The following is a 12,358-nucleotide window of genomic DNA, read 5'->3' as shown; positions in this document are numbered from 1 at the left end:
CTGAAAACTTTTATGAAAATCGCAATTATCGGCCTCGGCTACGTCGGCCTCCCCCTGGCCCGGCTCTTTGCCGCCAGATACCCCGTCGTGGGATTTGGCATCAACCAGGCCCGTGTTACGGAGCTGATGTCCGGCCACGACGTCACCCTGGAAGTGGAAGATGATGTCCTCCAGCGCGTGCTGCTCACACAACCGCCGCACACCCAGGAACCGCCCCCCAACGGCCTTTTCTGCACCACAACCCTCGATGACATTGCCGGCTGCAACATCTACATCATCACCGTGCCCATCCCCATCGACAAGAACAACCGCCCCGACCTGACGCCTCTGATCCGGGCCTCGGAAGCCGTGGGCAACGTCATCTCCAAAGGGGACATCGTGATTTACGAAAGCACTGTGTATCCCGGTGCCACGGAAGAAGACTGCATCCCCGTGGTGGAGAAAACATCCGGCTTGACATTCAACACCGACTTTTTTGCCGGCTATTCCCCGGAACGCATCAACCCGGGGGACAAAGAACACACCGTGGAAAAGATCAAAAAAGTCACCTCCGGCTCTACCCCTGAGACCGGCCATAAAGTGGATGCCCTGTACCGCTCGGTCATCACGGCCGGCACCCACCTGGCCCCAACCATCAAGGTGGCCGAGGCTGCCAAGGTCATCGAGAACTCCCAGCGGGACATCAACATCGCCTTTGTCAACGAGCTGGCCAAAATTTTCAACCGCATGGACATCGACACCCATGCCGTGCTGGAAGCCGCCAACACCAAGTGGAACTTTCTGCCCTTCAAACCCGGCCTGGTAGGCGGCCACTGCATCGGCGTGGACCCCTATTACCTGGCCCAGAAAGCCCAGGAAGCCGGATACCACCTCAACGCCCACAAACAAACCGGCACCATCATCTACGATGTCAAAGGCATCCTGGACAAATCCCTCACCCACGGCAGACTATAGCGGGGTCAGGCTTTCCCGGCTTGCTGTTTCACAAGTTGTTGACTTGAACACCCGGGATTATTACAATATTATTCCAACTGACCACCAGAAAGCTTTTTGATAAATATAATGAAAAGAGGTGTTTTGGTATGAGATATCAGGTGAATATCAAGAAGACTGAAGAGGGTTATGCTGTTTGGGTTCCCGGACTGCCTGGTTGCTGGTCCCAGGGATCGACGGAAGAAGAGGCCCTTGAAAATATCAGTGAGGCCATTCAGGATTATCTTTATACTGTGAATCTGCTGACAGCTGAAAATGATGAAATCAGGTACGTAGAAGTTACGAATGCCTAAACTGCCTGGGATCAATCATAAAAGAGCCGTAAAAGCGTTTGAGAAGAGCGGCTTCTGGGTTGCCAGGAAAAGAAAACACATAACCATGACAAATGGCGTAAGGATCATTACCATACCACGTTCAAATCCTGTTGATGCCTACACAATGGCCGGGATCATCAAAGATGCCGGCATGACTGTGGAGGAGTTCAAAGAAGTTTTGTAACAAATTTCAATTCGGGGTCAGGCTTGGCTTATTGGCTTATTGCGGCCCTATGCAATAAGCCAATAACCCAAGGTCACACGTAAGCCAAGCCTGACCCCACCCCCGTTAGTCCGATGCCCCAATACCCACACAGGACCTGACCCGGGACGTGGCCCAGGCCGACCCCACCCTCCTGGACGACCCGGATCTGCAAACCCCTTTCAAACCATGACATGCAACCACCAGGGGGAATCCCTTAAAACCCTGTTTTCACCCAAAAAGTTGCTTTTAAGAGCCAAAAACAAGCATTTTTTATGGTCTGTCCCCGAATTACCAGAAAGGAGGGAGTGCATAAGATGAAAGACAAAAACAAGCCATTATATTTGTACGAGGCGCTGGAACTCCGTTCAGAGTATGACGCCAGGATTAAGACACTAAAAGACTGTTTGCCTGAATCAAAGCAGAATAGAGACAGGTTGTCATTTTCTCGAAATGATGAGATTCGTCGTCCCAGCCCAGATTTTGATGTTGTTTCCGCTCGAAAGGAATTAAGAAAGATAGAAATCAAGCGGCGGAAACTCAACAGTTCTATTCAGCGGGCAAACTTCAACCATTTCATCAATTTTAATGGAGATTCGATTAGTCTTAGCGAGGCCTTGGAAACGCGCAAGGCATTGAATGAACAGATTGGTGAATTTCACAATCAGGTGATAACCTCATCTTACCAGAAAGTGATTTACAAGGAAGGTCGGGATATTGTTGAAGAGAACCAAATATCTTATACAGATGCTGTCAAGAATCTCGACCAGGGCAGATTCGCTTTCCGGGAGTTGAACAGAAAGCTCAGATTGGCATCTTTTGAGACATTGGTAGATTTTCAAGATGAATAAAAATCAGTTTCGGAGACAGGGGAGCAAGTGCGAATGCTTTGGTGACGAAGCATAGCCCAGACCATAGCTTCTGTGAGAGCTTATACTTGAGGGCTGACGACCCACCGTCCGGAAAAGCCTTAAACATCCGAGCATAAAACAATGCAGCAAGTTGAGCAAGAAAGCATTATAGCAGCATGGCTCCGCGTCTCCATTTTCGAAACTTTTTTAAGCCTGACCCCAGGCAAAATCCTTAAAATCCACTTTTTGACCCCAAAAACCAGGCACTAAGAGGAAAAAACAGCCAATATTTGACTCATTTTCCTATAGAAACAAATACTTACCAGGGTCAGACCCCGCTTCCTAAGGTAATCGATTTTGCCCTCCGGCAATAATTAGCTCCCGTTAGTCCGAGGCCCCAATACCCAACCCCCCAATAACTACAATAACCTAAAGGTCACACGTAACGCAGACCCCGAAATGAAAATCCAGGAGCTGATATGGGATGAAGCGGTTTATCCGCGCTCAGCCGTCAACCAGAAGACCGTGGAGGCGTATGTGGAGGCGTTGTCCATCGGGGCCCAGTTTCCGGCGGTCATGGTGCAGCGGGTGGTCAACTACACCCCGGGCGGGGATCTGCTGGCCATCGTGCTGATCCTCATCGACGGGGTGCACCGGTGGCACGCGTTCAGGCAGGCCGGCCGCACGGACATCCCCGTGATCCATTACCAGGACGCGGTCCTGGACTACGAAGCCGCCAAAACAGAGCTGCTCCTGGAGTCGGCCCGGAACAACACCAGCCATGGCGACCGGCTGACCCTGGCCGATAAAAAGCGCATTGCCAGGGACATTGCATCATCAGACCCGAAATGCAGATATACTGAAACGGCCCTGGCAGAAAAAATGGGTGTGATCCAGCAGACCGTCAACGCATGGATCACTGATATCCGCGCCCGGCAAAAAACAAACAGGGACAGCATTATTATCCGGCTCAGCCGCCTTGGATGGACCCAGGAAAAGATCGCCCGGACAACACAGATGACCCAGGGCCGGGTGGCGCAAATTATTAATAATACCATTTTTGGTAAAATTAATAATCTGCTCTCCCAGGGCCGGGACATGGAATACATTGCCGGCCATTACAACATGGAACTGGCGCTTGCCTGGGCATTGAGACTTGAAGGAAAGACAGATCAGGAAAAATTCAAAGCCCTTGAATGGGGCCTTCGCACCTGGGATCAATGGCATTTCAACGAATGTGATGACAGATTCGGAGATGACTGGCCCGGCCGCATCCCTGCCCAGCTGGTCGCCCACACCCTGTTCTATTTTACAGAACCCGGCGACCTGGTCCTGGACCCTATGGCCGGCGGCGGCGTTGTCCCGGATGTCTGCCTGGCGTTTGAACGAAAATGCCGGGCCTTTGATCTGGCCCCATCAGAGGGCCGCCCGGAAATCGAATACCATCACTGGAATCCGCAAAAACGCACCTGGCCCCTTGACAAAAAGCCGGACCTGATCTTTTTTGATCCCCCGTATTACACCAAAAAAGCCAAGGAATACGAACAAAAAGCCGGCAAAGCAGCCCCTTCCATATCATCCTTTACAAAAAAGGCGTATGAAGCATTTTTTAAGGATTTTTTCTTCCTGGCCCATGAAAACACCAACCCCGGCGCGACCCTGGCTTTTTTAAATGCCGACTGGTACGATTTTGAATCCACCCCGGCCGCCCAGGAAGACCCCGGCAGATCCATCACCCTGTTTGACTACCACAGGCTCTTGACACAAACCGGCTGGAAGGTCATCCGCCGCATTGAATGCCCCCTGTCCACAGAACGCCTGACCGGAAACCAGGTGCAGAAAATGCAGGACAGCCGCATCCTGGGCACCACGGGCAGAACCCTGCTGATCGCCCGACGGACATAGGGTCCGGCCGCATCCAGCTGCTCTGAACCCCCACTAGGTACTTTCCCCTATTTACACAAACCCATGAATGCTATATACAACCATTCTGTAATGCACCACCCCCTCATCGGATACAGCCTCCCGCCATGTAACCGACAGAGCGGAGCTATACCCACTGAAACTGAAAATCCCCGGGGGTCAGGCTTGGCTTATTGGCTTATTGCGGCCCCATGCAATAAGCCAATAAGCCAAGCCTGACCCCACTACCGATGACCCAACACCAAGGACCTGAATTATGACCCAACCGACCCCCACCCCCGTCTCCACCGCTCCCAACGGCGAAGAATTCCCCTTACCCGGTCCCGAAGACTATGACCGGGAAATCAGTCGACTTAAGCAGCTGTGCAAATCCCAGCAGGACCAGGGCCGCCAGATAGTGGTGGTCATGGGCGTGGGGTTTGTGGGCGCGGTCATGGCCGGTGTGGTGGCAGATGCCTGGGACAAGGACAAAAACGATTCCCCCTATTTTGTCATCGGCATGCAGCGCCCGTCCCCCAGATCTTTCTGGAAAATTCCCATGCTGAACCGGGGCCTGGCACCCGTGGAGGCGGAAGACCCGGAAGTGGCCCCGCTGATCTCCCGGTGCGTGCTGGAAAAGCAGACCCTGACGGCCAGCTTTGCCTATGAAGCCCTGTCCCTGGCAGACATCGTGGTGGTGGATGTGCAGTGCGACTACCTCAAGGACCGCCTGGGCAATGTCCGGGAGGGCAATGTGGAAATTGCGGCCTTAGAAGACAGCCTCAAAGTGATCGGCGCCCATATCCGGCCCGACTGCCTGGTGCTCATCGAAACCACGGTCCCGCCCGGCACCACGGAATACGTGGCCTACCCTTTGATCAAAAAAGCCTTTGCCCATCGCGGCATCATGGATGTGGAACCCCTGCTGGCCCACTCCTATGAACGGGTCATGCCGGGCCGCCACTATGTCAAATCGATCCGGGATTTCTGGCGGGTGTGCTCCGGCATCAACCAGGCCTCCCGGGACCGGGTGGCAGCCTTCCTGTCCATGGTGCTCAATGTGGACCAGTTTCCCTTGACCGTGCTGGAACGGCCCATTGAAAGCGAAACCGCCAAGATCGTGGAAAACTCTTACCGGGCCACCATCCTGGCTTTTCTGGATGAATGGAGCCTGTTTGCCGAGCGTAACGGGGTGGACCTCATCAAGGTCATCGATGCCATCAAGGTGCGGCCCACCCACAACAACATGATCTTCCCCGGTCCGGGCATCGGCGGCTACTGCCTGCCCAAGGACGGGGGCCTGGGCGTGTGGTCCTACAACGCCCTCATGGGATTTGAAGACGACATATTCAAAATCACCCCCATGGCCATTGACATCAACGACACAAGGGCCCTGCACGTGGCCGAGCTGGTCCGTGATGCCCTGCGCAACATGGGCCGCATCGTGGCCGCCTCCCGCATCGCCCTGCTGGGGGCTTCCTACCGGGAGGATGTGGGGGACACCCGGTACAGCGGCTCTGAACTGGTGGTCCGAAAGCTCACGGAAATGGGCGGAGACCTGGTCATCCACGACCCTTACGTCACACACTGGTGGGAACTGGAAAAACAGGACACTTACCCATCCCCGGGCCGTTCCTGGTCCCGGTTCTTCCGCAACCAGGAACGCCTGAGCGACACCCGGATCCGGCAGGATCTGTCCGATGCCCTCAAAGATGCCGACTGCATGATCCTGGCCGTCCGCCACGATGCCTACATGGACCTGGACCCCGAACAGATGGTCGCCCTCAGCGGAAAACCCATGGCCGTCATCGACTGCTTCGGCATCCTGAGCGATGCCAAAATCCAGCACTACTTTGAACTGGGCTGCGAGGTCAAAGGCCTGGGCCGCGGCCACATCAAACGCATCAAAGACCGCATACAAAAAAAACAATGAATGGGGTCACCCCACTACCCACTTAGACTTGCCAATCAGTATCTATTTGGATACAATGTCGCCATGAATACAATACTGCGTACAGAAGCGTTCGACAAGTGGCTTAGAAAGCTTAAGGATGCCCGAGGTAAAGCACGTATTATTGATAGAATCCGATCTGCTGAAAGAGGCAACTTCAGTGACTGTCAGGCAGTAGGGCAGGGGGTATGGGAAATGCGGATTCACTTTGGCCCGGGATACCGGGTATATTATTCTCGTATCGGGCCGGTGGTCTTTATCCTGCTCTGCGGGGGTACTAAGCGGAATCAAAAAAGGGATATTGCCAAGGCGCATGAGATGGCAAAATTGTTAGAGGAAAATGAATGATGAAAAAGAACAGCCAATTGAACATTGCTCCATTTGATGCAAGTGATTATCTGGACAATGAAGAAACGATTGCTGAATATCTGTCCGTGGCTCTAAACAATCCGGATCCTGATGCTTTTCTGGATGCGGTTCGTGATGTTGCCAAGGCACAGGGTATCTCAACAGTGGCTCAAAATGCAGGACTTGGGAGAGAGAGCTTATACAAAGCGTTGAAACCCGGTGCAAAACCCCGATTTGAAACGATACGCCGCCTGTTGACAGCGTTAGATGTTAAAATTGAAATCGTCGCTTCTTGATTTGAATGGGGGTCAGGCTTGGCTTATTGGCTTATTGCGGCCCTATGCAATAAGCCAATAAGCCAAGCCTGACCCCACCCCCGTTAGTCCCATACCTAAAACCCAATACCCAACCCCCCAATAACTACAATAACGCAGGCCTGACCCCCACATGGAACTCACAGACAAACAAATTTTGGTTACCGGCGCTGACGGCTTCATCGGCTCCCACCTCACCGAGACCCTCCTGGACATGGGCTGTCGTGTCCGGGCCTTGAGCCTGTACAACTCCTTTAACGACTGGGGGTGGCTGGAGGTCATCAAGGGCAGGGACAACCTGGAGGTGGTGTGCGGCGATGTCCGTGATCCGCATTTTTGCAAAGAGATCACAAGAGAGATCGATGTGATCTTTCACCTGGCGGCCCTGATTGCCATCCCTTATTCTTATGTGGCGCCGGACTCGTATGTGGACACCAACATCAAAGGCACCCTCAACATCTGCCAGGCGGCCCGGGAAAACGGGTGCATTCGTGTGATCCACACCTCCACCTCGGAAGTGTACGGCACAGCCCTTTACGTGCCCATCGACGAGAACCACCCGCTGCAGCCCCAGTCGCCGTATTCGGCCAGCAAGATCGGGGCGGACCAGATGGCGCTGAGCTTTCACCTGGCATTCGGCCTGCCCGTGACCATTGCCCGGCCGTTCAACACCTATGGCCCCCGCCAGAGCGCCCGGGCCGTGATCCCCACCATCATCACCCAGATCGCTGCCGGCAAAAAGCAGATCCAGCTGGGGGATGTGTCACCCACCCGGGATTTCAACTATGTGCTGGACACCTGCAAAGGATTCATTGACCTGGCCCGGTCGGACAAAACCATCGGCGAGGTGGTCAATATCGGCTCCGGGGTGGAAATTTCCGTGGGTGACACCCTGAACCTGATCAAGCAGCTGATGCTCTCGGATGTGACATTCATCACGGATGACGCCCGGATCCGCCCGGAAAACTCCGAAGTGTTCCGCCTGTGCTGCGATAACACCAAGATCCATAACCTGACCGGGTTCACACCGCAGTATTCCCTGGAACAGGGCCTGCAACAATGCATTGACTGGTTCACGCAGCCTGAAAACCTGTCCCGGTATAAAATAGACATCTACAACGTTTAAATTTCGGGGTCAGGCTTTCCTTATTGTTGTTATTGCAATACATATCCCAAAAGATTATCATTGTAATGAACGCAACAAACTTTTTCGGGAGATCCGTCATGCAGACATTGATAGATGAAAAAAAAATAAAAGACCTTTTTAAAAAAGCAATCATTGAAGCCATGGAAGAAAGAAAGGACCTTGTCTATGATATACTCCAGGACGTGATGGAAGATATTCTACTGGTCAAGGCTATTCAGGAAGGCGAAGATTCGGAAGTTGTGGAAAGAGACGAAATTTTTCAAATTCTTGATGATAAGCGTTCGATAGTTTCTTTATGAAAACAATTTTTAAAAAAAGTTTTGCTGGAGATTTAAAAAAGCGGAAAAATGATTCTGATTTCACACAGCGGGTTAAAGAAGTTATCCAGGAAGTTGAGAAAGCCGAAAATATTTTGGATATTACCGATTTAAAAAAATTGACAAATGAAAACATTTATTATCGAATTCGTACCGGGAATTTCCGAATTGGCATTAAAATAGTGTCTGTTGAATCTGAAACTGCAGTTGTCTTTGTTCGTGCGCTTCATCGGAAAGATATTTACCGTAAATTTCCCTGATACCCAACGCCCAACAAACCCCAGGGGTCAGGCTTGGCTTACGTGTGACTTTGGGTTATTGGCTTATTGCGGCCCTTTGCAATAAGCCAATAACCCAAGCCTGACCCCACCCGGGTCTGCTTAAAATTTAAATCTTAACACTTAAAACTTGCTTAATGCTCATCCAAATCAAAACCCTAACCTGGGACCCCACCATCTACCCCAGAACCACCCAAAGCCGTCAAACCATCGACGCTTACGCTCAAGCCCTGGCCGTTGGTGCCCAGTTCCCGCCGATCAAGATCCAGCGGGTATTCAACTATGCCGACGGCCAAACCGCCACCATCCTCCGCCTCAGCCGCCTTGGATGGACCCAGGAGAAAATTTCGGGAAAGGTGGGAATAAATCAACAGAGAATTTCTCAAATTACCAATAATGCAAATTTTGGCAATATTGGTAATTTGCTCTCTATGGGCCATACCATGGAATACATAGCCGCCCATTTGCAGATGGACCTGGCCCTGGCCTGGGCCATCCGCTTGCAGGGAAAAACAGACCAGGAAAAATTCAAGGACCTGGGCTGGGGCCTTCGCACCTGGGACCAGTGGTATTTCAACGAATGTGACGACCGATTCGGAGACGACTGGCCCGGCCGGATTCCGGCCCAGCTCATTGCCCATACCCTGTACTACTTCACAAAACCGGGCGACCAGGTCCTGGACCCCATGGCCGGCGGCGGGGTGGTTCCGGACACCTGCCTGGTTTTTGAACGCCGGTGCCAGGCCTTTGACCTGGCAGTCCGGGACAAGCGTCCTGAAATAGAACACCACCACTGGGACCCCCAAAACGACCCATGGCCCGTGACCAGAAAACCAGACCTGATTTTTTTTGATCCCCCATATTACACCAAGAAACAAAAGGCATATGAACAAACACACAAAACCAGGCACCATCCTGGCGTTTCTCAATGCGGACTGGCGTGATTTTGAATCCACCCCGGCCATCCAGGAAAAAACGCAGAATGCCATCACCCTGTTTGATTACCACCGTCTTTTATCAGAAACAGGATGGAAAACAACCCATCGCATTGAATGCCCCCTGTCCACAGAACGCCTGACCCCACTCCCGTCACAGAAAATGCTGGAAGGCTCCGGCCGCATCCGCATCCAGCTGCTCTGAACCCCCCACTAGGTAGTTTCACCTATTTACAGGACTCTATGGATGCTATATACAACCCCCTTGCACCACCCCTCATCGGATACATCCTCCCGCCATGTAACCGACAGAGCGGAGCTATGCAATTCGGGGCCGGATTAGGCTTAAAACTTAACACTTAAAACTCCCAATGACCCTGACCACAGCCCCCCGGGACTCGTTTAGGGACTGACACCACCCCGCTATTGACTTGGTGAAGGTAAGATACAGAAAAAAGTTTTTAAAAGAACTGTCTCTGATTCCTGCAACCCGAAGCCATGACCTGGTATGAAACCTTTTTAAAAACGGTTTCAAAAAAAACAAAATCATATTATGATTCAAATAAATAGGATTTTTGACAGGTGGTGAATATGCAAAATCAATTTAATGTCGAGTATCCACAGAATCTGCCGGATCTCCTCCAGATGACAAAGCAGGCATTTGAGGACGAGGCCAGAATGGCAATGGCTGTCAAACTGTTTGAACTGAAGCGGCTTTCGTCAGGGATGGCCGCTGAATTGGCCGGATGCAGCAGGGTTGCGTTTCTGCTTGGACTCCACCGGTTTAACGTGCCGATGATAGACCTTGAAGAAGAAGAACTGTTGGCAGAAGGATTGCGAGATTGAACGGTCTTTGTCTGACAGGATCAATAGGCGTACTGCTCCGTGCAAAACGCAAAGGACTTGATTTTTCGATGACAGAAGCAATAGATAGAATGCAATCCAATGGCATTTACCTGAGTAAGAAGGTAATCGATTTTGCCCTCCGGCAATAATTAGCTCCAGTTAGTCCGATGCCCCAATACCCAACCCCCCAATAACTACAATAACGCAGGCCTGACCCCCAACTTTAACTGCATTGTACAGGCTTGAGCAAGGCAACTTTTCAAACACAAAAGGCGTTGGTGGTGGAATTTTCGAGTACAAAATTGATTTTGGTCCTGGCTACCGCATCTATTTCGGAAAAGATGGCGAGCGTATTGTGATCATTTTAGGTGGCGGTACAAAGAAACGCCAAAATCAAGATATCGATGCCGCAAAAATACACTGGCAGGATTATAAAGCCCGAAAACGCCAAAGTGAGTGAGGTATTGCAATGGTTTTAACCAGAAATTTTCGAGAGACCATACAGGCTCGTGCCAAAAAGGACCCTGCATATCGTGAGGCTATGCTGACCGAGGCAGTAGACAGTTTTTTATCCGGTGATGTGGATGTAGGAAAAGCGTTATTGCGAGACTACATCAAGGCTACTGTCGGCTTTGAAACACTCAGCAGACAGATCAATAAGCCGAGCAAAAGTCTTCATCGGATGCTGAGCCCTTCCGGCAATCCTGGCGCACACAATTTTTTTGAGATTCTCAGTTGTTTACAGAATAATGAAGGGTTGGAACTCGTGGTTACTGCCCGTCATCATTCAGATACTGGTCTGTGTGATACTGCTCTATAAGGCTGTTTCAACTGGCTACCAGAGGAAACTCTCCAGGGGTCAGGCTTGGCTTATTGGCTTATTGCGGCCCTATGCAATAAGCCAATAAGCCAAGCCTGACCCCACCCCGGTTCCCCAACACCTAAAACCCAATACCCAAAACCTATGGAACTCACTGACAAACGAATACTGGTTACCGGCGCGGACGGCTTCATCGGCTCCCACCTCACCGAAATCCTGCTGGACATGGGCTGCCGTGTCCGGGCCTTGAGCCTGTACAACTCCTTTAACGACTGGGGGTGGCTGGAGGTCATCAAGGGCAGGGACAACCTGGAGGTGGTGTGCGGCGATGTCCGTGATCCGCATTTCTGCAAAGAGATCACCAGGGAGATCGATGTGATCTTTCATCTGGCGGCCCTGATTGCCATCCCTTATTCTTATGTGGCGCCGGACTCGTATGTGGACACCAACATCAAAGGCACCCTCAACATCTGCCAGGCGGCCCGGGAAAACGGGTGCATTCGCGTGATCCACACCTCCACCTCAGAAGTGTACGGCACAGCCCAGTACGTGCCCATCGATGAGAACCACCCGCTGCAACCCCAGTCACCATATTCGGCCAGCAAGATCGGGGCGGACCAGATGGCGTTGAGCTTTCACCTGGCATTCGGCCTGCCCGTGACCATTGCCCGGCCGTTCAACACCTATGGCCCCCGCCAGAGCGCCCGGGCAGTGATCCCCACCATCATCACCCAGATCGCTGCCGGCAAAAAGCAGATCCAGCTGGGGGATGTGTCACCCACCCGGGATTTCAATTATGTGCTGGACACCTGCAAAGGATTCATTGACCTGGCCCGGTCGGACAAAACCATCGGCGAGGTGGTCAATATCGGCTCCGGGGTGGAAATTTCCGTGGGCGACACCCTGAACCTGATCAAGCAGCTGATGCACTCGGATGTGACATTCATCACGGATGACGCCCGGATCCGCCCGGAAAACTCCGAAGTGTTCCGCCTGTGCTGCGACAACACCAAGATCCATAACCTGACCGGGTTCACACCGCAGTATTCCCTGGAACAGGGCCTGCAACAATGCATTGACTGGTTCACGCAGCCTGAAAACCTGTCCCGGTATAAAATAGACATCTACAACGTTTAAATT

At 52.1% G+C, this 12,358-nt stretch carries 19 protein-coding genes; 18 read left to right on the top strand and 1 reads right to left on the bottom strand.

Annotation, left to right across the window (positions count from 1 at the left end):
• Window positions 1-12 precede the first annotated feature (12 nt).
• The 11 genes from K365_RS0116140 to K365_RS0116090 all read left to right on the top strand — a co-directional run bounded on the left by K365_RS0116140 (window position 13) and on the right by K365_RS0116090 (window position 8,599).
• Window positions 13-954 carry a nucleotide sugar dehydrogenase gene (locus tag K365_RS0116140; protein ID WP_029725436.1) on the top strand — a complete coding sequence of 314 codons (942 nt, stop codon included), beginning with the start codon at window positions 13-15 and terminating at the stop codon, window positions 952-954.
• Between the two features lie 128 nt (window positions 955-1,082).
• Complete coding sequence (locus K365_RS0116135; RefSeq protein WP_024335416.1) at window positions 1,083-1,286, top strand: type II toxin-antitoxin system HicB family antitoxin; 204 nt, start codon at window positions 1,083-1,085, stop codon at window positions 1,284-1,286.
• Complete coding sequence (locus tag K365_RS0116130) at window positions 1,279-1,491, top strand: type II toxin-antitoxin system HicA family toxin (protein WP_024335415.1); 213 nt, start codon at window positions 1,279-1,281, stop codon at window positions 1,489-1,491. The genes K365_RS0116135 and K365_RS0116130 overlap by 8 nt, the downstream gene beginning before the upstream one ends.
• 335 nt (window positions 1,492-1,826) lie before the next feature.
• Window positions 1,827-2,360: a hypothetical protein gene (locus tag K365_RS0116125; RefSeq protein WP_024335414.1), complete on the top strand. Its 534-nt coding sequence runs from the start codon at window positions 1,827-1,829 to the stop codon at window positions 2,358-2,360.
• Window positions 2,361-2,819: 459 nt separating this feature from the next.
• Window positions 2,820-4,265, top strand: coding sequence for a MerR family transcriptional regulator (locus tag K365_RS0116120; RefSeq protein WP_024335413.1), 1,446 nt, complete (start codon window positions 2,820-2,822; stop codon window positions 4,263-4,265).
• Between the two features lie 274 nt (window positions 4,266-4,539).
• The gene (locus tag K365_RS0116115; protein WP_024335412.1) at window positions 4,540-6,195 is read left to right on the top strand and encodes a nucleotide sugar dehydrogenase; all 1,656 of its coding nucleotides are present in this window, start codon (window positions 4,540-4,542) and stop codon (window positions 6,193-6,195) included.
• Window positions 6,196-6,258: 63 nt separating this feature from the next.
• Complete coding sequence (locus K365_RS0116110; protein ID WP_024335411.1) at window positions 6,259-6,561, top strand: type II toxin-antitoxin system RelE/ParE family toxin; 303 nt, start codon at window positions 6,259-6,261, stop codon at window positions 6,559-6,561.
• Window positions 6,558-6,857 (top strand): addiction module antidote protein, encoded by a 300-nt coding sequence (locus K365_RS0116105; RefSeq protein ID WP_024335410.1) that lies wholly within the window; start codon window positions 6,558-6,560, stop codon window positions 6,855-6,857. The genes K365_RS0116110 and K365_RS0116105 overlap by 4 nt, the downstream gene beginning before the upstream one ends.
• A gap of 151 nt (window positions 6,858-7,008) precedes the next feature.
• Complete coding sequence (locus tag K365_RS0116100) at window positions 7,009-8,001, top strand: NAD-dependent 4,6-dehydratase LegB (RefSeq protein ID WP_024335409.1); 993 nt, start codon at window positions 7,009-7,011, stop codon at window positions 7,999-8,001.
• 98 nt (window positions 8,002-8,099) lie between these two features.
• The gene (locus K365_RS0116095; protein WP_029725431.1) at window positions 8,100-8,321 is read left to right on the top strand and encodes a hypothetical protein; all 222 of its coding nucleotides are present in this window, start codon (window positions 8,100-8,102) and stop codon (window positions 8,319-8,321) included.
• Window positions 8,318-8,599 (top strand): type II toxin-antitoxin system RelE family toxin, encoded by a 282-nt coding sequence (locus tag K365_RS0116090; RefSeq protein WP_006968852.1) that lies wholly within the window; start codon window positions 8,318-8,320, stop codon window positions 8,597-8,599. The genes K365_RS0116095 and K365_RS0116090 overlap by 4 nt, the downstream gene beginning before the upstream one ends.
• Window positions 8,600-8,775: 176 nt before the next feature.
• Here the strand turns inward: K365_RS0116090 and K365_RS28805 are convergent, their stop codons facing one another.
• Window positions 8,776-9,081: a hypothetical protein gene (locus K365_RS28805; RefSeq protein WP_245569195.1), complete on the bottom strand. Its 306-nt coding sequence runs from the start codon at window positions 9,079-9,081 to the stop codon at window positions 8,776-8,778.
• On the opposite strand from K365_RS28805, the gene K365_RS28800 reads away from it, so the two are divergent.
• From K365_RS28800 to K365_RS0116060, 7 genes are all read left to right on the top strand, one after another.
• Window positions 9,061-9,561 (top strand): hypothetical protein, encoded by a 501-nt coding sequence (locus K365_RS28800; RefSeq protein ID WP_245569194.1) that lies wholly within the window; start codon window positions 9,061-9,063, stop codon window positions 9,559-9,561. The genes K365_RS28805 and K365_RS28800 overlap by 21 nt on opposite strands.
• Window positions 9,503-9,757: a hypothetical protein gene (locus tag K365_RS28795; RefSeq protein ID WP_034625065.1), complete on the top strand. Its 255-nt coding sequence runs from the start codon at window positions 9,503-9,505 to the stop codon at window positions 9,755-9,757. Before K365_RS28800 ends, K365_RS28795 begins: the two co-directional genes overlap by 59 nt.
• Window positions 9,758-10,143: 386 nt before the next feature.
• Entirely contained in the window at window positions 10,144-10,398 is a 255-nt protein-coding gene (locus K365_RS0116080; RefSeq protein ID WP_024335407.1) for a UPF0175 family protein, read from the top strand.
• Window positions 10,395-10,547 (top strand): DUF3368 domain-containing protein, encoded by a 153-nt coding sequence (locus tag K365_RS29435; RefSeq protein WP_201765655.1) that lies wholly within the window; start codon window positions 10,395-10,397, stop codon window positions 10,545-10,547. The genes K365_RS0116080 and K365_RS29435 overlap by 4 nt, the downstream gene beginning before the upstream one ends.
• Window positions 10,548-10,630: 83 nt before the next feature.
• Window positions 10,631-10,858 carry a type II toxin-antitoxin system RelE/ParE family toxin gene (locus K365_RS0116070; protein WP_024335406.1) on the top strand — a complete coding sequence of 76 codons (228 nt, stop codon included), beginning with the start codon at window positions 10,631-10,633 and terminating at the stop codon, window positions 10,856-10,858.
• 9 nt (window positions 10,859-10,867) lie between these two features.
• Complete coding sequence (locus K365_RS0116065) at window positions 10,868-11,218, top strand: helix-turn-helix domain-containing transcriptional regulator (RefSeq protein WP_024335405.1); 351 nt, start codon at window positions 10,868-10,870, stop codon at window positions 11,216-11,218.
• Between the two features lie 144 nt (window positions 11,219-11,362).
• A complete protein-coding gene (locus K365_RS0116060) occupies window positions 11,363-12,355 on the top strand; it encodes an NAD-dependent 4,6-dehydratase LegB (protein WP_024335404.1) in 993 nt (330 codons plus the stop codon).
• The last annotated feature ends 3 nt before the right edge of the window (window positions 12,356-12,358 follow it).

The sequence above is a fragment of the Desulfotignum balticum DSM 7044 genome (genome assembly GCF_000421285.1).
GTDB classification, from domain to species: domain Bacteria; phylum Desulfobacterota; class Desulfobacteria; order Desulfobacterales; family Desulfobacteraceae; genus Desulfotignum; species Desulfotignum balticum.
This window is presented reverse-complemented; position numbering and strand designations above follow the sequence as displayed.